15 protein-coding genes are annotated in these 19611 nt (G+C 72.2%); 12 read left to right on the forward strand and 3 right to left on the reverse strand.

From position 1 onward, the window contains the following. From ACF1A1_RS20540 to ACF1A1_RS20555, 4 genes are all read left to right on the forward strand, one after another. On the forward strand, positions 1-248 hold a 248-nt coding region (locus ACF1A1_RS20540; RefSeq protein WP_388709175.1), incomplete at its 5' end, for an alpha-glucosidase C-terminal domain-containing protein. 28 nt (positions 249-276) lie between these two features. Next, positions 277-1638 carry a maltokinase gene (locus tag ACF1A1_RS20545; protein WP_392001609.1) on the forward strand — a complete coding sequence of 454 codons (1362 nt, stop codon included), beginning with the start codon at positions 277-279 and terminating at the stop codon, positions 1636-1638. A gap of 3 nt (positions 1639-1641) precedes the next feature. Next, on the forward strand, positions 1642-3846 hold the full coding sequence (gene glgB, locus ACF1A1_RS20550) for a 1,4-alpha-glucan branching enzyme (protein WP_392001611.1): 2205 nt from the start codon (positions 1642-1644) through the stop codon (positions 3844-3846). 57 nt (positions 3847-3903) lie between these two features. After that, positions 3904-4992 carry a glutamate--cysteine ligase gene (locus ACF1A1_RS20555; protein ID WP_392001612.1) on the forward strand — a complete coding sequence of 363 codons (1089 nt, stop codon included), beginning with the start codon at positions 3904-3906 and terminating at the stop codon, positions 4990-4992. Between the two features lie 42 nt (positions 4993-5034). Here the strand turns inward: ACF1A1_RS20555 and ACF1A1_RS20560 are convergent, their stop codons facing one another. Continuing rightward, a complete protein-coding gene (locus ACF1A1_RS20560) occupies positions 5035-5268 on the reverse strand; it encodes a DUF6480 family protein (RefSeq protein WP_392001614.1) in 234 nt (77 codons plus the stop codon). Positions 5269-5421: 153 nt separating this feature from the next. Here ACF1A1_RS20560 and ACF1A1_RS20565 point away from each other — a divergent pair, with 153 nt between their 5' ends. Further along, entirely contained in the window at positions 5422-7323 is a 1902-nt protein-coding gene (locus ACF1A1_RS20565) for an AMP-dependent synthetase/ligase (RefSeq protein WP_392001616.1), read from the forward strand. Between the two features lie 574 nt (positions 7324-7897). Then, entirely contained in the window at positions 7898-8332 is a 435-nt protein-coding gene (locus ACF1A1_RS20570) for an ATP-binding protein (RefSeq protein WP_392001617.1), read from the forward strand. A 24-nt stretch (positions 8333-8356) separates the two neighbouring features. Here ACF1A1_RS20570 and ACF1A1_RS20575 read toward each other — a convergent pair whose 3' ends face one another. Together ACF1A1_RS20575 and ACF1A1_RS20580 are read right to left on the reverse strand one after the other, a co-directional pair. Next, positions 8357-8809, reverse strand: a complete 453-nt coding sequence (locus ACF1A1_RS20575) for an ATP-binding protein (protein ID WP_392001619.1) — start codon at positions 8807-8809, stop codon at positions 8357-8359. 156 nt (positions 8810-8965) lie between these two features. After that, a complete protein-coding gene (locus ACF1A1_RS20580) occupies positions 8966-9337 on the reverse strand; it encodes a PRC-barrel domain containing protein (RefSeq protein ID WP_392001620.1) in 372 nt (123 codons plus the stop codon). Positions 9338-9550: 213 nt separating this feature from the next. Here ACF1A1_RS20580 and ACF1A1_RS20585 point away from each other — a divergent pair, with 213 nt between their 5' ends. From ACF1A1_RS20585 to ACF1A1_RS20610, 6 genes are all read left to right on the forward strand, one after another. Further along, entirely contained in the window at positions 9551-10432 is an 882-nt protein-coding gene (locus ACF1A1_RS20585; RefSeq protein ID WP_392001622.1) for an RNA polymerase sigma factor SigF, read from the forward strand. Between the two features lie 273 nt (positions 10433-10705). Then, entirely contained in the window at positions 10706-14704 is a 3999-nt protein-coding gene (locus ACF1A1_RS20590) for a HAMP domain-containing protein (RefSeq protein WP_392001624.1), read from the forward strand. A gap of 52 nt (positions 14705-14756) precedes the next feature. Continuing rightward, complete coding sequence (locus tag ACF1A1_RS20595; RefSeq protein ID WP_392001626.1) at positions 14757-17339, forward strand: SpoIIE family protein phosphatase; 2583 nt, start codon at positions 14757-14759, stop codon at positions 17337-17339. 202 nt (positions 17340-17541) lie between these two features. Next, positions 17542-17934 carry an STAS domain-containing protein gene (locus tag ACF1A1_RS20600; RefSeq protein ID WP_392001628.1) on the forward strand — a complete coding sequence of 131 codons (393 nt, stop codon included), beginning with the start codon at positions 17542-17544 and terminating at the stop codon, positions 17932-17934. 353 nt (positions 17935-18287) lie between these two features. After that, entirely contained in the window at positions 18288-19187 is a 900-nt protein-coding gene (locus ACF1A1_RS20605) for an STAS domain-containing protein (protein ID WP_392001629.1), read from the forward strand. After that, positions 19184-19600 carry an STAS domain-containing protein gene (locus ACF1A1_RS20610; protein ID WP_392001630.1) on the forward strand — a complete coding sequence of 139 codons (417 nt, stop codon included), beginning with the start codon at positions 19184-19186 and terminating at the stop codon, positions 19598-19600. The genes ACF1A1_RS20605 and ACF1A1_RS20610 overlap by 4 nt, the downstream gene beginning before the upstream one ends. Positions 19601-19611 lie beyond the last annotated feature (11 nt).

The following is a 19611-nucleotide window of genomic DNA, read 5'->3' on the forward strand; positions in this document are numbered from 1 at the left end:
CGGCCGTACTCGCCTTCCTGCGCGAGTACGAGGACGACCTCGTCCTGTGCGTCCACAACTTCTCGCGCTTCGCCCAGCCCACCGAACTGGACCTGCGCCGCTTCGACGGCCGCCACCCCGTGGAGCTGTTCGGCGGGGTCCGCTTCCCCGCGATCGGCGAGTTGCCTTACCTGCTGACCCTCGCAGGGCACGGTTTCTACTGGTTCCGGCTCGCTCGAGCCGCATCCCGCGTCGGCCGGCGCCTGTGAGCGTGCGCCGAGGAAAGGACGCGTCACCATGCCGAAGACCGCATCTCTGAGCCCCGGCAGTCCCGTCGGCGTCCGCTCCGGCGGGACGCTCGGGGCGCTGTTGCGCGAGTGGCTGCCCCGGCAGCGCTGGTTCGCCGGCAAGGACCGGCCCCTGAACGACCTGCGGCTGCTGTCGATGACGGAGCTGTATCCGGGCTGTCTGCACCTGTTGGTGCAGACCGGCCAGTCGGGCGTGCCGTCGCCGGGCGGCACTCCCCCGCCCGGCGACTGCTACCAGCTGCTCCTCGGCCTCCAGCAGCATCTGTCGCCGCGTCTGGGCCGGGCCCTGATCGGCAGGGTGGAGGAGGGGCCGCTGGCCGGTCTGACGGTGCACGACGCGTTGCAGGACCCGCGGTCGGCGCACCTGCTGCTGGAGCGCATGCGGCACCCGGGCCCGCTGGGTCCGCTGACCTTCGAGTCCGACGCGTCGGTTCCGGTGCCCGCCGGGCTGGCGCCGCGGCTGCTGGAGGCGGAGCAGTCGAACACGTCCGTGGTGTACGGCGACGCGTTCATCCTGAAGGTGTTCCGGCGCATCCAGCCGGGGGTGAACCCCGACCTGGAGGTGCCGGTCGCGCTGGCCGGACAGGGGTGCGACCGGGTGCCCGCCCCGGTCGCCTGGTTCGGGACGACGGATCCGCAGGAGGCGACGCTGGGCGTGTTGCAGCCGTTCCTGCCCGACGCCTCGGACGGCTGGACGCTGGCGCTGGACGCCCTCGCCCGCGGCGACGACTTCACGGCGGAGGCCGAGGCGCTGGGCCGGGCCACGGCGGAGGTGCACCTCGCCCTGGCCGCCGCCTTCCCGGCCGGTCCGCGCGGTGACAACGCGCGGACGGCGACGGCGATGACCGAGCGGCTGGAGGCCGCCGCGCACCACGTGTCGGCGCTGCGCCCGTACGTCCCGGGTCTCATCACCGCCTTCGGCGCGCTCGCCGCCTGCGATGTGGGTCCGCCGGCCCAGCGCATCCACGGCGATCTGCACCTCGGGCAGGTGCTGCGCGCCGGGCGCGAGTGGTTCGTCATCGACTTCGAGGGCGAACCGTCCCGCCCGCTGGCCGAGCGGCGCAGCGCGCACTCCCCGGTGCGGGACATCGCCGGCATGCTGCGTTCCTTCGACTACGCCGCCCGTCAGCGCCGGCCCTGGCGTCCGGAGTGGGCGCGCCGCTGCCGGGAGGCCTTCTGCGCCGGCTACGCGGCCCGGGCCGGCTGGGACCCCCGCAAGAAGCACGCCCTGCTGCGTGCCTACGAAACCGACCGGGCGGTGTACGAGGTGCTGTACGAGGCCCGGCACCGCCCCGACTGGCTACCCGTACCCATGGCGGCGATCGAACGACTCGCCGTCCGAGGAGGCTGACCCATGGCTCTGCGCGACACCTCTCTGCCCGAGTCGGCCGTCCCCCGCCCGCCCGCGGCGTCCGCACTCGACCCGACCGACCGGGGGCGCCTGCTGGCGGGCGCCCACCACGACCCGCACGCGCTGCTGGGCGCGCACCCGGTGCCGGGCGGAGTCGTCTTCCGGGCGCTTCGCCCCTTCGCCCGCTCGGTGGCCGTCGTGGTGGACGGCGAGCGCACCCCGCTCGTGTCGGAGGGCGACGGCCTCTTCTCGGCCGTCCTGCCGCTCGACGGGATTCCCGCGTACACGCTGCTGGTGGCGTACGAGGGGGAGGAGCAGGAGGTGCACGACCCGTACCGTTTCCTGCCCGCCCTGGGCGAGCTCGATCTGCACCTCATCCGAGAGGGCCGGCACGAGCAGTTGTGGAAGGCGCTCGGTGCGGAGCCGATGACCCACCAGGGCGTGCCCGGCACCCGCTTCACGGTGTGGGCGCCGAACGCGCAGGGGGTGCGGGTCGCCGCGGACTTCACCTACTGGGACGGGACCGCCTTCCCGATGCGTTCCCTCGGCGCGTCCGGGGTGTGGGAGCTGTTCCTGCCGGGGGTCGGCGAGGGCACCCGGTACAAGTTCGAGATCACCTCGCGTTACGGCCACCGTTTCCTCAAGGCCGACCCGATGGCGCGGTGTGCGGAGGTCCCGCCGGACACGGCGTCGATCGTGACCGCCTCGCACCACGAGTGGGGGGACGCGGAGTGGATGGCGCACCGGGGTGACGTGCCGGTGCACGTGGCGCCGTTCTCGGTGTACGAGGTTCACCTCCCGTCGTGGCGTCCCGGTCTGAACTACCGTCAGCTCGCCGAGCAGCTCCCGGCGTACGTCAAGGACCTCGGCTTCACCCACGTGGAGTTCATGCCGGTCGCCCAGCATCCCTTCTCGGGTTCCTGGGGTTACCAGATCACCGGTTTCTACGCTCCGGCCTCGCGGCTCGGCACCCCCGACGACTTCAGGTACCTCGTGGACTCCCTCCACCGGGCCGGGATCGGCGTGATCATGGACTGGGTACCGGCGCACTTCCCCAAGGACGACTGGGCGTTGGCGCGGTTCGACGGGGACCCGCTGTACGAGCCCGGGAACTCCCAGCGGGCCGAGCACCCCGACTGGGGGACGTTCGAGTTCGACTTCGGGCGCACCGAGGTGCGCAACTTCCTGGTGGCCAACGCCGTGTACTGGTGCGAGGAGTTCCACATCGACGGCCTGCGCGTCGACGCCGTCGCCTCGATGCTGTACCTGGACTACTCGCGCGAGCCCGGCCAGTGGACGCCGAACGTGTACGGCGGCCGGGAGGACCTGGACGCGATGGCGTTCCTCCAGGAGATGAACGCGACGGTGTACCGGCGCAGTCCCGGTGTGGTGACCATCGCGGAGGAGTCGACGGCCTGGGGTGGGGTGACCCGGCCGACCGACAGCGGGGGTCTGGGCTTCGGGCTGAAGTGGAACATGGGCTGGATGCACGACTCGCTGGAGTACATCGGCAAGGAGCCGGTGCACCGCAAGTACCACCACCACGAGATGACCTTCTCGATGATCTACGCCTACAGCGAGAACTACGTCCTGCCGATCTCGCACGACGAGGTCGTGCACGGCAAGCAGGCGCTGGTGTCGAAGATGCCGGGCGACTGGTGGCAGCGGCGTGCCAACCACCGCGCCTATCTCGGCTTCATGTGGGCCCATCCCGGCAAGCAACTGCTGTTCATGGGCCAGGAGTTCGCCCAGGGCGCGGAGTGGTCCGAGGCCCACGGCCCCGAATGGTGGCTCCTCGACCCCGCCTACGTCGCCGAGGCCGACCACCGGGGCGTCCAGGATCTGGTCCGCGACCTCAACGCCCGCTACCGGGCGACTCCGGCACTGTGGCAGCGGGACACCGACCCCGGCGGCTTCCGGTGGGTGCTGTGCGACGCGGCGGACGACAACGTCTTCGCCTTCCTGAGGTTCGACGCCGACGGCGGCCCGCTCCTGTCCGTCAGCAACTTCTCGCCGGTCGTCCGCCACGACTACCGACTCGGCGTCCCCGACGACGTCCCCGTCTGGTACGAGGTCCTCAACACCGACGCGGCCCGCTACGGCGGCAGCGACGTGACCCATCCCGACGGAATCAAGCCGGAGAACGGGGAGATCCTGCTCACTCTTCCGCCCCTCGCCACGGTGTGGTTGACACCGACGTCCGTGTGAGAAGGGCCCGACGGGGCAGTCGGGTGCGTACCACCTGCCAGAGAAAGGCTGCATGCCGTGCGCACCGTCGGAGTGGAGGAGGAACTCCTCCTGGTCGACCCGGAGACCGGGGAGCCGAAGGCACTGTCCGCCGCGGTTCTCGCCCGCGCCACGCGGGACCGGGCGGAAGAGGACGTCTTCGAGAAGGAACTGCACAACCAGATGCTGGAGTTCGCCACCCACCCGCAGTCGGGCATGGACGAACTCGGCGAGGAGATCGTTCGCATACGCGGGGAGGCGGCCCGGCACGCCGGTGAGATCGGGTGCACGGTGGCGGCGCTGGCCACCTCCCCGCTGCCGGTGCGGCCGTCCGTCGGGATGAACCGGCGCTACCAGTGGATGGCGGAGCAGTACGGCATCGCCACCCGGGAACAACTGGTGTGCGGCTGTCACGTCCATGTGTCCGTCGAGTCCGACGACGAGGGCGTGGCGGTCGTCGACCGGATCCGGCCGTGGCTGTCGGTGCTGGCGGCGCTGAGTGCCAACTCCCCGTTCTGGCAGGGAAAGGAGACGGGATACAGCAGTTATCGCAGCCGGGTGTGGCAGCGCTGGCCATCGGCCGGGCCGACCGAGCTGTTCGGGTCGGCGGAGCGCTACCACCAGCGGGTGGCGGACATGGTGGCCACGGGCACGATCCTCGACGAGGCCATGGTCTACTTCGACGCCCGGCTGTCCGCGCGCTATCCCACGGTGGAGATCCGGGTCTCGGACGTCTGTCTGCACGCGGACACCGCCGTGCTCGTGGCCACGCTGGTCCGCGGGCTCGTCGAGACCGCCGCCCGGGAGTGGAAGGCGGGCGAGGAGCCGGTGGACCACAGTGTGAGCCTGCTCAGGCTGGCCGACTGGCGGGCCGCCCGGTCGGGGCTGACCGGGGACCTGCTGCACCCGGCCACCATGCGGCGCGCGCCGGCCGAGGCGGTGGTGCGGGCCCTGCTGGACCACGTCGAGGACGCGCTGGCCGACAGCGGCGACCTGGAGCGGGCCCGCGCGGGCTGCGCCCGGTTGCTGCGCAACGGCAACGGGGCCCGGATCCAGCGTGAGGTCTGGGAGCGCACGGGCAGCCTGCGCGAGGTCGTCACCACGTGCGTCCGGCACACCCAGAGCTGAGGCCGGCGCGGCTCCTGCCCCGCGGTGCCCTGGTCCTCCTGCTCAGAGGATGAGGATCAGGGCGTACGCCAGGAAGAAGGCCGCGACCAGCACGACGAGAAGGAGGATCAGGGTGAGTGGGCCCTTGGCCCAGCCCTTGGGGGGATTGTGGGTCTCCTGGGGGCCGGCCTCGGGCATGCTGCTCTCCGCGGGCGGGGTCTCGCCGGGGGGAACACCGCCGCCCGGTTCGAGGCCGGTGCTGCGTTCCGGTTCGGGATCGGGGCTGATGTGGGTCATGCCCCCCGAGTCCCCCGGACCCGCCGAGATCATCAGCGTGGGACTACTTCGTCCGTTCCCGGGCCCAATCGGTCTCACCTGGGCTACATTCGACCACCGTCGATAACAGTCCTCGTCGGCAAGGTCACACCCCGTACATGTCAGGAGCAGCGCATGCGCGACGTCGCCCTCGCTCCCCCAGCCGCCTCGCCCCTGACCGGAGGGCTCGCCGACAGCGTCTTCGAGACAGCCGCCCGCACCCCGACTCTCCCCGTGCTCGCCCGGCGTTCCGCGGGCTCCGACGCGTGGGAGGAGGTGACGGCCGTCGAGCTGCGTGACGAGGTGGTCGACCTGGCCAAGGGGCTGATCGCCTCGGGGATCTCGCCGGGGCACCGTGTGGCGATCATGGCGCGGACCCGTTACGAGTGGTCGGTGCTCTGCCATGCGCTGTGGGCGGTGGGTGCCGAGGTGGTGCCCGTCTATCCGACGTCCTCGCGCGACCAGGTCGAGTGGATCCTGCGGGACTCGGGCTGTGTGGGTGTGGTCGTCGAGGACGAGCAGAGCGTCATGACGGTGGGCTCGGTGTGCGCGACCCTGCCCGCGCTGCGCCACGTCTGGCAGCTGGACGCCGGCGCGCTGGAGGCGCTGACGCGTCTCGGTGAGCCGGTCCCGATCACCACGGTCGACTCGCTGCGCCGCATCGTGCTGCCCGACTCCACCGCGGTGATCGCCTACACCTCCGGCACCTCGGGCCGCCCCCTGGGCTGCGCGCTGAGCCATCGCAGCCTCGCCGCCCCCTGCGACACCCTGCTGGCCGGCTGGGGGCACACGGCGGCGGCGCCCGGGCAGCAGCCGTCGGTCCTCGCCTTCCTGCCGTTCTCCCATGTGTACGGCCTGATGATCCAGGGCCTGTGCCTGCGCGGCGGCATCCTCATGGGTCATGAACCCGACCTGGGCGCGGCCGCGCTGACGGAGGCGCTGCGCACCTTCCGGCCGACGTATCTGTACGCGGTGCCGTCGGTGTTCGAGAAGATCTACAAGAACTTCCTGCGCACCGCTCGGGAGTCCGGCCGTGGCGCGCTGTTCGAGCGGGCGGCGGACACGGCCCGGAACTTCGCGGCGGCCTTGGAGCGGCAGCGGCTGGGCCGGGGTTCCGGGCCCGGCTTGGACCTGCGGCTCCAGCACGCCCTGTTCGAGCGGACGGTGTACCGCAGGCTGCGCGCCGCCCTCGGCGGCCGTGTGCACCGCGCCACGTCGGGCGGCTCACCGCTCCACCGCGACCTGTCCCTGTTCTACGAGGGCATCGGCATCTACGTCCACGACGGCTACGGCCTGACGGAGACCAGCGGCGGGATCACCATGCAGCCGCTGGGCCGGGAGAAGTCGGGCACCGTCGGGCAGGCGCTGCCGGGCACCGAGATACGGGTGGCGGACGACGGGGAGATCCTGGTGCGCGGCCCGTCGGTCTTCCAGGGCTACGTCAACGACGACGCGGCCACCCGGGCGGCGCTGCCCGGCGGCTGGCTGGCCACCGGCGACCTCGGCTTCCTGGACTCCGACGGCTATCTCACGATCACCGGCCGCAAGAAGGACGTCATCATCACCAGCAGCGGCAAGAGCGTCGCGCCGACGGCGCTGGAGCAGCGGCTGCGGATGCATCCGCTCGTCCACCAGGCGGTCGTCGTGGGCGACAACCGGCCGTGCGTGGGGGCGCTGATCACCCTGGACCCGGACTTCCTGGCGCACTGGCGCGGGGGTCTGTCGATCCAGGGCGACACACCGAGCCGGGAGGCGCGCGAGGAGAACGCCCTGCTGGACGAGATCGGGCGGGCGGTGGCCGCGGCCAACAGCGCCGTCTCCCGCTCGGAGTCCATCCGCGTCTTCCGGGTGCTGCCGGAGCCGTTCGACCAGGCCAACGGATTGCTGACCCCGTCGATGAAGCTGCGCCGCGACTCGATCGTCGAGCACTACGCGGCCGAGATCGAGGCCATGTACCAGGCGCGGGCGCGTCCGCCCCGGCACAGCGCCCCGGTGGAGGTGCTCAGCTGGGACGACGCGGACGACGTGTTCCGGTGAGCCGCGCCGCGCCCTGTCGGCGTCGGACGGATTCCGTGGCCGCCCGGCCGCCCGTGCCGCGCACTCCCGTCGGCTCGATGTCCTCCAGGTGGTCCGGGCCCGCGCCGTGCGGTGGCGGTCTCCGCCCGGCCGAGGGCGGCGAGGCCCACACCGGCGCCGCACGGGCCGGCCTCGTCAGTGAGGTCGGTCTCCCGGTGGACGGCGGCCCTCGGCGGGCAACGGGGCGGCGGCCCGGGCGAGTTCGGCCCCTTCGAGGCCCGGCCCCGAAGGGCCGTCCCGTTCCTCCCGTGCGGCCAGGGTCCGGTCGCCGCCGCGGTCCTGCCGCGCGACCCCGGTGGTCAGGTCGTTCGTGTCCCCTCCCCCTCGCCCGGCCGGTGTCCGCCCCCGACCGCCCCGGTGCGACGGCGCGGGTGCGTACGCCGCGTGGCCGCGGGGTCGCGCCGCGTGTCCCGGATCGCCCGCAGGTGCCGGACGCGTAGCCTGCGCGGCCTCGGGAACCCTGAAGAGTGGCGACGCGAGAGAGCCACACGAGAAAGGACGACGGCCCCGGCCACAAGGGGGCCGCACTGACGACATGGCAACCGAGCCCCGTGGTAACGACTCACTGACCTCCTGGGCGATCCCGAGCCGCACGGCCTGTTTCGCGGGCGAACCGCAGGACGTGACGGGTGCGCGCCTGGCCGCGGAGGGGTTCCTCCGCGACCTCTCACGCGCGTCCCCGCCCTCGGAACCGGAGTACTGGCACGACATCGTGCTGATCGTCACCGAGTTGGCCTCCAACGCGGTCCAGTACGCACCGGGCCCGTTCGACCTGCATCTGCGCCCCACCTTCGACGGGGTGCACGTGACGCTCCACGACACCAACCCCACCCCGCCGGCTCCCCGCCCGTTCCATCCCAACAGCGGGGGCGGCGGTATCGGCTGGCACCTGATCCACACGTTGTGCAGCCAGGTCAGCGTGGTCTCGGACGACGGCGGGAAGGACGTGCACGTGTTCCTGCCCTGGTGACCGCTCCCCCGCCTGCCCCTCGCCTCAGTGGGAGCCGTCGGTCCCCCGGGCAGCCCGGACCGGCACGAAGACGCTGATCGTCTTCCCGCCCGAGGGCCGTCGGGCGATGGTGATCTCGCGGGCCAGCTTGATGATCAGCGGCCAGCCGTAGCCGTTGCCGTGGTGGACCGCGGGGAGGGCGCCGGATCCGTACGCCGCGGACGGGACGACATCGCTGTGGTCGTGCACCGCGAGCCGGATCCCGTCGTGTACCGGCGTCACGTCGAACCCGGCCAGGCCGCCGCCGTGCCGGATCGCGTTGCTGACCATCTCCGACACGACCAGCAGGAGGTCGATGACGTCCTCCTCCCGCGCCGGCCGTGCGGGAGCGTTCCAGCAGGCGTCCACCACCGCGCGCGTGTAGGCGCGGGCGGACGCGGCGGTCGTCACCGGGGCGACGAGCGCCGGTCCCGTGCGCGCGAGTTCGTCCCCTCTCACGGCTCGGTCACTGTCCCCGGCGGTCGGAGCGCCGGGTCCGCGGCTCGTTGGTCATCGACACCCCGTTCCTCGATCGTGACACGCAGCGGCCGGTATGCGGCGGGTACTTGAGGATACGGCGGGCCCCTGCGGCACGCGCTCCTCCCCCTGCGGTCGTCAGGCCGGCGTGCTGCCACGCGGGGTCAGCCGGAGGTAGTGGTCGGCGACGGCCGTCAGGTACGCGGGATCCATCGTCTCGCTGTCGGTGCGGAACCGGGGGGCCTGCTTGACCTCGTCCCCGGTGCAGGTCAGCGCTATGGTGCGGGCCTGCGGGTCGACGGCAGCGACGACGCCCACCGGGACGACGGCGCTCCGGCCGAACAACCAGACCCCCGTGTCGACGACCAGGTGCCACATCCCGTGGTGGCCGTCCTCGCGTTCGACGTGCCCTATGGTGCCGTCGGTCGCCAGCACGCCGTACCCCGTCAGGTCCTGCCCCTCGACATGCCCGCTGCCCGGTGGGTAGGACCAGATTGTGTCAATGGTCACGCTGCTCCCTTCTCGCGTTCCACAGCAGCGGATACCCGCCTGCCGCGGCCGCATTCCGGGCGTGTCGGTCGGTTCGGGGCCGCCGTCGCCCGTCGGGGCCGGTGCATCCGTTACTGCATGAGTCGGGGAAGCAGGGGCAGACGGAGTGCGTCATCGACCGGCCCGACGATCTTCGAAACGCCTCGGCGGGCCCCGACGAACGGAGTGAGCGGCATGGATGCCGTGACGGCACAGGCACCAACGGCCACGGCAGGGCAGGACGTCATCGACGACCTGCGGGGAGGGGTTCCGCTCATCGACACGCCCACCCGGGTCAGCCCGAAGGACGCGAGGGAGCTCTCGCGCCGCTTCTTCGACCGGCTCGCCGTCCTGGAGGAGGGCACGCGCGAGTACCAGTACGTGCGCAACACGCTGATCGAGATGAACCTGTCGCTCGTGCGGTACGCGGCCTCCCGGTTCCGCGGACGGGGCGACTCGATGGAGGACGTGGTCCAGGTCGGGACGATCGGCCTGATCAAGGCGATCGACCGGTTCGAGCTGACCCGCGAGGTCGAGTTCACCTCGTTCGCCGTGCCCTACATCGTCGGCGAGATCAAGCGCTTCTTCCGGGACACCAGCTGGGCCGTCCACGTGCCGCGCCGGCTCCAGGAGGCGCGGGTCGAGCTGGCCAGGGCGACCGAGGAGCTGCAGACGCGGCTCGGCCGCATGCCCACCACGCGGGAGCTGTCACAGCTGATGTCGCTGTCCGAGGAGGAGGTCATCGAGGCGCGCAAGGCGTCCAACTGCTACACCTCCGCCTCGCTCGACGCCGCCCTCACCTCCGAGGGCGGCGCCGACGGCGAGTCCGTGCTGGCCGACTTCATCGGGGCGGAGGAGCCGGCCCTCGAACTCGTCGAGGACTTCCACTCCTTGGCACCCCTGATCGCCGAGCTCGATCCCCGGGAACGGCGGATCATCCATCTGCGGTTCGTCGAGGAGCGGACGCAGGCCGAGATCGGCAGAGAGCTGGGGATCTCCCAGATGCACGTCTCGCGGCTCATCAGCCGCGTGGTGCGGCGGCTGCGCGCCGGGCTGCTCGGCGCAGACCTGGCCTGATCCCCCAGAGTTCCACCCCGGGGAGAACCCCTTCGGCTACCCCGATTCCGGATGTGCATGCAGGGTGCGCGCCAAGTGGAATACCTGTGTGCGGAAGACGACGTGACGCTTTGTTCCGCCGTGGGCCCGTGGGTTAGCCTGCGGCGGATTTCTCTCATCACGCACATCCGTGATCTGCGGAAATGCGCGCATGACACGCGGCGCCGTCCACCGGGGGCGGCGTGGTTCCGAGCCCCCGCCGGGGGCTCCCTGGGGAGCGGAACGAGGATTCGCATGACCAGCAACACTGCCGAGGCCGTCGACACGGTCCCGGGAGACCGGGAGCTCAGACGGCTTCTGGCCGGTCTCACGGCCGTACGGGACGGTGACTTCGGTACTCGGCTGCCTGCCGACGGCGACGGCCTCATGGGCGACATCGCGACGGTGTTCAACGGCATGGTGGACCAGTTGTCCGTGTTCACCTCCGAAGTCACGCGCGTGGCCCGGGAGGTCGGCACGGAGGGGGCTCTCGGCGGTCAGGCGGAGGTGCCCGGGGTGTCCGGCACCTGGGCCGACCTGACGGACTCGGTCAACGCGATGGCGGGCAACCTGACCGCGCAGGTCCGCAACGTCGCCCAGGTGACCACCGCGGTCGCCAAGGGCGACCTGTCGCAGAAGATCACCGTGGACGCCCGTGGCGAGATCCTCGAACTGAAGAACACCATCAACACGATGGTCGACCAGCTCTCCGCCTTCGCCGACGAGGTCACCCGCGTCGCCCGCGAGGTCGGCACCGAGGGGCGGCTCGGCGGTCAGGCCGACGTGAAGGGCGTCAAGGGCACCTGGCGGGACCTGACCGACTCGGTGAACTTCATGGCGGGCAACCTGACCGCGCAGGTCCGCAACGTCGCCCAGGTGGCGACCGCGGTGGCGCAGGGCGACCTGTCGCAGAAGATCACCGTGGACGCCCGCGGTGAGATCCTCGAACTGAAGAACACCATCAACACGATGGTGGACCAGCTCTCCGCCTTCGCCGACGAGGTCACCCGCGTCGCCCGCGAGGTCGGCACGGCCGGCAATCTCGGCGGGCAGGCCACGGTCCGGGGTGTCTCGGGCACCTGGAAGGACCTGACCGACAACGTCAACGTGATGGCGTCGAACCTGACGGGCCAGGTGCGTTCCATCGCCCAGGTCGCCTCCGCGGTGGCGCGCGGCGATCTGTCGCGGAAGATCACCGTCGAGGCCAAGGGCGAGGTCGCCGCGCTCGCCGACGTCATCAACACGATGGTGGACACGCTCTCGGCGTTCGCCGACGAGGTCACCCGCGTCGCCCGCGAGGTCGGCACCGAGGGCCGCCTCGGCGGGCAGGCGCACGTGCCGAACGTGGCCGGCACCTGGAAGGACCTCACCGACAACGTCAACTCGATGGCCAACAACCTCACCGGCCAGGTCCGCAACATCGCGCTGGTGACCACGGCGGTGGCCCGCGGCGACCTGTCGAAGAAGATCGACGTCGACGCCCGCGGCGAGATCCTCGAACTCAAGACGACGATCAACACGATGGTCGACCAGCTCTCCGCCTTCGCCGACGAGGTCACCCGCGTCGCCCGCGAGGTCGGCACCGAGGGGCGCCTGGGCGGGCAGGCGGAGGTGGAGGGTGTCTCGGGCACCTGGAAGCGGCTCACGGAGAACGTCAACGAGCTGGCCGGCAACCTGACCCGGCAGGTCCGCGCGATCGCGGAGGTCACCAGCGCGGTCGCCGAGGGCGACCTGACGCGTTCGATCAACGTGGAGGCCTCCGGCGAGGTCGCCGAGCTCAAGGACAACATCAACTCCATGGTGGAGTCGCTGCGCGAGACGACCCGGGCCAACCAGGAGCAGGACTGGCTCAAGACCAACCTCGCGCGGATCTCCGGTCTCATGCAGGGGCACCGGGACCTGCCCGTGGTGGCCGAGCTGATCATGGACGAGCTGGTGCCGCTGGTGGCGGCCCAGTACGGGGCCTTCTACCTCGCCGAGGAGGGTGCGGACGGGCCGGAGCTGCGGCTCGTGGGCGCCTACGGCCGTCCCGAGGACGACACCCGGCCGACCCGTGTCCCGTTCGGCCGCTCGCTGGTCGGTCAGGCCGCGCGCAGCCGCCGTACGATCACGGTGGACGAGCTGCCCGCGGGATACGTCACGATCTCCTCGGGGCTCGGCCGGGCCGAGCCCAGCGCCCTGATCCTGCTGCCGGTGGTGTTCGAGGGGCAGGTGCTGGGGGTCATCGAGCTGGCGTCGGTGACCTCGTTCACGCAGATCCACCGGGACTTCCTGGAACAGCTGCGGGAGACCATCGGGGTCAACGTCAACACCATCGTGGCGAACGCGCGCACCGACGAGCTGCTCGACGAGTCCCAGCGGCTGACCGCCGAACTCCAGGTCCGCTCGGCGGAGTTGCAGTCGCGGCAGGAGGAGTTGCAGCGGTCCAACGCCGAGTTGGAGGAGAAGGCCTCCCTGCTGGTGGCCCAGAACCGGGACATCGAGGCGAAGAACCTCCAGATCGAGCAGGCGCGGCAGGAGCTGGAGGCGCGGGCGCAGCAGTTGTCGCTGGCGTCGAAGTACAAGTCGGAGTTCCTGGCGAACATGAGCCACGAGCTGCGCACCCCGCTCAACAGTCTGCTGATCCTCGCCCAGTTGCTCGCCCAGAACCCCTCGCGCAATCTGACGCCGAAGCAGGTCGAGTACGCGGGCATCATCCACTCCGCGGGCTCGGACCTGCTCCAGCTGATCAACGACATCCTGGACCTGTCGAAGGTCGAGGCCGGCAAGATGGACGTCTCCCCGGAGCGGGTGCCGCTGCGGCAGCTCATCGAGTACGTCGAGGCGACGTTCCGGCCGATGACGACGCAGAAGAGCCTCGACTTCACCGTCAGCACGGCCGCCGGTGCCCCCGCGGACCTGCTCACCGACGACTCCCGGCTGCGTCAGGTGCTGCGCAACCTGCTGTCCAACGCGGTGAAGTTCACCGAGCAGGGCAGCGTCGAGCTGCGTATCGAGCCGGTGTCCGCCGACGAGGTGCCCCAGGGTGTGGTCCGGGGCGGGACGGTGGTGGCCTTCCGGGTGAAGGACACCGGCATCGGCATTCCGGAACAGCAGCTGGAGACCATCTTCGGCGCCTTCCAGCAGGCGGACGGCACCACGAGCCGCAAGTACGGGGGCACGGGTCTGGGGCTGTCCATCACCCGGGAGATCGCCCACCTGCTCGGGGGCGCGGTGACGGTGGACAGCGCGCCGGGCAGGGGCAGTACGTTCACGCTCTACCTGCCGGTCGCCCGGGGGGACTTCGCGGAACTGCTCGACAGCGGACGGCCGGTGGAGCGCGGCCCGGACGCCGAGCCGGTGCCGCTCGCGTCCCTGTCCGGTCTGCCTCCGGCTCCGGCGAGCGGCCAGCGGCCCCGGAGGCTGCTGGTGGTGGAGGAGAGGCCGCGCGGTCTGCTGACCCTGGTCGCCGAGAGCGTGGTCGCGGACATGGCGCGCAGCCGGGAGGACGGCACCCCGCCGCCCCCCGTCGACATCGTCACCGCCGTCGGGGCGCAGGACGCCGCGGGGGCGCTGGCCGCCGAGCCGTGCCACTGCGTGGTGCTGGAGCTGGGGATGCCCGGCGCGGAGGCCTCCCGTTTCCTGGAGGCGCTCCAGGGCGACTCGGCGCTGGCGGGTGTGCCGGTGCTCGTGCACAGCGGCCACCGCGCGGATCTGGCCCAGGAGGAGACGTTGCAGTCCCGTGCGGCGGGCCGGCCGCTGGAGTTCCTCTCCAGCCTGGACGACCTGCGCGAGCGCATCACGCTGCACCTGTCCGCCGAGCAGCCCGGGGACGTCCCCCTCGCCCTGCTCCGCCCGGACGAGCCGCAGTCGGTGGCTCCCCAGCCGGTGGACGACGCCGTCGTGGGCCGTACGGTCCTCGTCGTCGACGACGACGCGCGCAATCTGTTCGCCCTGAGCGGGATCCTGGAGCTGCACGGCATCCGGGTCCTGCACGCGGAGAACGGGCGCGAGGGCATCGAGACGCTGCGCAACAACCCGGACGTGGCCCTCGTACTGATGGACGTGATGATGCCGGAGATGGACGGGTACACGGCCACGGCCGAGATCCGCACGATGCCGCGGTACGCCGATCTGCCCATCATCGCGGTGACGGCGAAGGCGATGCCCGGTGACCGGGAGAAGAGCCTCGCCTCGGGGGCCAGCGACTACGTCACCAAGCCCGTCGACACCCACGACCTGATGTCCTGCGTACGCCGCTGGCTGACCGCGTGAGCGTGCCCACCCCTTCCGAGCGCCGGACGTCCGGCCGAGGAGTCTTCGCACCGTGAGCATTCCCGAACAGCCCCACGAGAGGTACGACGGCCCGGCAGGCCCGGCGTCGGCCGCATCCGCCTTCGCGGGGACCGGTGCCGAGCCGGGGCCGTCGGCGCAGGGCCCCGCCGAACCGTCGTCCCGGGCGCCGGACCCGACCGAGCCGTCCCCCTCCACGCAGATCACCACCGCCCCACCGCCGGCCTCCGCACCGGGAGCCGTACCGGGCTCCGCCGGTCGGCCCTCCGGTGATCCCGGCGCCGCCGCGCCCTCCCCGGTGGGCCGCCTCGCGGCCACCGTCGAACGGCTGCGGCGCGAGGTGCGGGCGGCGCAGGCCGAGGCCGAGGGACGGGCCTTGGTCGAGCTGGCCAAGGGCATCCTCGTGGAGCGGCTGGGGTGCGGTCCGGCCCAGGCCGCGCTGCAACTGACCGAACTGGCCGAGCAGGCCGGGGTGACGCCGCTGGAGTTCGCGGTGGACGTCATCAACCAGGCCGCCAAGGACCGTGTGTCCGAGGTGACCGACGCCTTCCTGGCCACCGTCTCGGGCACCGGCACGCCCGCCGGGACCTCGGCGGCGGTACGGCTGCGGGCCGCCGAGAGCGGGGCGCTCGCGGCGCACGACACGCAGGCCGTCGCCGACTCCCTGCTCCAGCACGCGCTGGGCCCGCTGGGCGCGGTGGCCGTGGCGATCTGGGCGGCGGGCTCCGACGGGTCGCTGACGCTGGCCGGCAGCGCCGGCTTCGCCCCCGTGGAGGCCTCGCGCTGGCGGTACGTGCCCCCGGACGTCGCCACGGTGGCCCGTCAGGGCCTCATCGGCCGTTCGGCGCAGTGGATCGGCTCCCTGGCGCAGACCGGTCTGCCCACCATCGGCCGGCACCTGCACCCCGACGGCGGCCGGGTCGCCGTACCCGCCGGGACCGGCGGACGCGTCCACGGTGTCCTGGAGATCGCGTGGCCCGGGCCGCTGGAGCCGCAGTCGCCCCAGGTCGTACGGCAGGTGGAGGCGCTGGCGGAGCTGTGCGCGCACACGCTGCAGAGTTACCCGCGCGGTCGGGGCGCGGACCTGGAACCGCGGGTGCTGCCGGACGCGGCCGAGCTGATGGACCTGGCGGACGGGCTGCACGACCCGGCCCTCGTCCTCGTCCCGCAGGTCGACGCGGCGGGGCAGTTGGCGGACTTCCGCATCCAGCACGTCAACGACCGTTTCCTCGACCCGGCGGGACGGCCGCGTGCGGTGGTCAACGGCGCCCTGTTGCTGGAGGCCTATCCGCTGGCCGCGGGCGGCAGCGACCTCTTCCAGCGCATCGAGCGGGTCCACGCCACGGGCGAGCCGTTCCGGGCCCGGCGGATGAGTCTGACCGCGCTCGTCGACGAGGTTCCGCTGTCGGCGGTCGCGGACCTGAGCATCAGCCGGCACGGCACGTGCGTCCTGCTCATCTGGCGCATCGAGGACGAGACCGCGCGGCTGGCCAGCCTGTTGCAGCACGCCCAGCGCCTCGGCCGTATCGGCGGCTTCGAGGAGAACGTCCTGACGGGCGAGACCACCTGGAACGGCCAGCTGTTCGCCCTGTACGGGCGGGACCCGTCGAGCCCCCCGGTGCCGCTGGAGCAGCTGGCGGCGCACGCCCACCCCGACGACGCGGTCCCCATCGGCCGTTTCCTGCGCACGCTGCTGCACCACCGGCGTCCGGCGGCCGCCGCCTTCCGGCTCCAGCGGCCGGACGGGGTGACCCGGCACATGCGGATCGTCTCCGAGCCGGTCCTGGACACCGACGGCCGGCTGGTCGCCGTGCGCGGGGCCTACCAGGACATCTCGGCCCAGCACTGGACGGAGGTGGCGCTCGCCGCCACCCGCGACCAGCTCGCCCAGACCGAGCAGCACGCGAGCGAGCGCGGCCGGCTGGCGCTCCAGCTCCAGCACGCGATCATGCCGCCCACCCGGGCTCCCCTGGAGGTCCCCGGCCTGCAGGTGGCGGTCCGCTACCGGCCCGCCGAGGAGGAGCAGTTGGTGGGCGGCGACTGGTACGACGCGGTCGTGCTGCCCTCCCGGCTGGTGATGCTGTGCGTGGGGGACGTGGCGGGGCACGGTATCGAGGCGGCGACCAGCATGGTGGTGCTGCGCAACGCGCTGCGCGGGCTGGCCGTGACCGGTGCCGGGCCGGGTCAGCTGCTGTCGTGGCTGAACATCGTCGCGCACCATCTGACGGGGACCATCACGGCCACGGCGGTGTGCGGTCTGTACGACCCGGTCCTGCGCACGCTGCGCTGGGCGCGGGCGGGCCATCTGCCGCCCGTCCTGGTGCGCGGCTCGGACGCCGCGCCGCTGCCGCCGCTCAGGGGGCTGCTGCTGGGTGCCGTACCGGAGACGACGTACGAGGAGGGTGAGATCCAGCTCGCGGCCGACGACACGCTGCTGATGTACACCGACGGGCTGATCGAGCGGCGGGACCGGTCGATGGAGGAGTCGCTGACGCACCTGCTGAACCAGGCGAGCACCGTTCCGCCGACGCTGGACCAGCAGCTGGACCGGCTGCTCACCTACAGCAGGTCCGACACGGACGACGACACCTGCATCGTGGGCATCAGACTCGGTTAGGCCGTGGCTTCCCGGAAAGCCGGTGCATGGGCTTCCGGTTCGGGGGTATCCGCTGGTCGCGGCGCGAGGTCGAGAGTCGCAGGTGAAGGGGGGAACGACACAGGGCCCGGGGCCGGTCGGACGCCCCGCCACCGCCCGTGCTCGCTCGCGTCGCAGGCCCGCCGGGGTACGCAGCCCGGACCGTGAGATTTCGGAGGTACTCGTGTCCATCGCCCAGAACCCGCTGTCCGTGGAGGTCACCCTGCCCCGCGAGGACGTGGCCCTGGTCACGGTCGCGGGCCATCTGGACCTCGACACCGCGACCGAGTTCCAGGCCCATCTGGCGAACCAGCTCCATCACGGCAGGCGGCACTTCCTGCTGGACCTCTCGGCGGTGCCGTTCATGGACTCGTCCGGGATGAACATCATCCTGCGGGTGTACCAGGAGGCGCGGGGCCTGCCCGGCAGCGTGCACGTCATCGACCCGACGCCCGCCGTGCGCCGGGTCCTGGACCTGACCGGGGTCAGCCTCACGGTGCCGGTCTCGGACAAGGTCGACGACGCCCTGGCCCTCATCGACCGTCCGGAGCCGTCGCCGCGGGACGGCGAGGCCTGACCGGCCGCACGCCGCACGCCGCCGAATCCGCAGGTGCGCGGCCGCCGCCGGACCGACAGTTGCCGTTTGACAACTGTACGTGCGAGGCAACAGAGTGGGCGGATCGCCGACCCGGCCGAACTCACGGAGGTGACTAGGTCGTTGGCTACGGGGCCACCCCGGCCGTCGAACGCGCGCCGCCCCTTCGGACACTTGTCACGGCGGCCGCCGCACGGGCGGGCCGCCGGGCCGGAGCGGGGTGTCGGGCCGGATCGGCCCGTGGTTAGGGTTGTCGCCCGGCAGGGGTCACCACGCCCCCCGTCACCTGCGACGGGAGCACGGTGGCGGCAGGACGCGAACGAGGAGTGAAGCAAGTGCCGGAGCACCAAGCGGCCGCACCGAACGGAACACCGACGGACGAGGTCGGGGCCTTCCTGAGCCGCCGCCGGGAGCAGATCGCGCAGCGGTGGGCCGACGAACCCCTGTTCCGCAGCGTGTTCACCGTCTCGCGCGACGAGGCGGTGGAGGCGGGCCGGAGCGTCGTCGACGCCCTCGCCCAAGTCGCCGGCTCCGGCCGGGTGGAGGATTCCGACAGCGCCGGGTTCACGGTGGTGCGCGAACAGTTGGCGCGCATGACGGCCGCCCGCTCCCGCTCCGGTCTCAGCACCGCCCAGGTGTCCAGCGAGGTGGACGCGCTGCGGGCGCCCGTGGTGAACCTCCTGGTCGCGGATCTGCCGGACGCGCCGCCGGAGCGCCTGCGGGAGTGCGCCACCACGTTGACCGTCCTGATGGGCACGCTGCGGCTGGTGGTGATGGAGACCGCCCTGACCGAGGTGCAGGCGCTCATCGACCGGCAGCAGATGCAGCTGCTCGAGGTCGCGACGCCCATCATCAAGCTCTGGGACGGCGTCGTCGCCGTCCCGCTCATCGGGACCCTCGACAGCGCCCGCAGCCAGGTCGTGATGGAGACGCTGCTGGAGGCGGTCGTCGACCAGCAGGCCCGGTACGCGATCCTGGACATCACCGGTGTCCCCACGGTCGACTCCCTGGTCGCGCAGCACCTGATGAAGACGGTCGAGGCCGTCCGGCTGATGGGTGCGGAGTGCGTCGTCTCGGGCATCCGGCCCGCCATCGCGCAGACCATCGTGCACCTCGGCCTGGACCTGGGCGCCGTGGTCACCCGGGCCGGCCTCGCCGACGCCCTGGCGTACGCCCTGCGCGGGCTGGGCGCCGACATCATTCCCGCGACGCCCGGCGGTGCGGGTCCGCGGTGAACAACGACTTCTCCCGCGCCGGCGCGGCTCCCGTGCCGGTGCTCAGGCTGGGCGACATCCTGCTGGTCACGCTCCAGGGGGACCTGCACGACGGCACGGCGGAGCAGCTCCAGCAGGACATCGTGGAGACGATCGCCCACAGCCGGGTGACCGGCGTGGTCATCGACATCTCCGGGGTGGAGATCGTCGACTCCTTCCTCGGGCGCGTGCTGGCCGAGATCGGGGCGAACGCCCGGCTGCTGGCCGCCCAGACCGTCGTCTCGGGCATGCGGCCGGCGGTCGCGATCACGCTGGTGGAGCTGGGACTGACGCTGCCGGGACTGCGGACCGCGCTGAGCACGGAGGCGGCCCTGGAGCTCCTCGGCCAGGCGGGCGCGTCGGTCCCACGCGGCCCGCGCCGGGAGCCGCGGTGAGCGGGACGGCC

Origin of the sequence: Streptomyces sp. NPDC014995, from assembly GCF_043080745.1 — a bacterium.
Classification (GTDB): Bacteria; Actinomycetota; Actinomycetes; order Streptomycetales; family Streptomycetaceae; genus Streptomyces.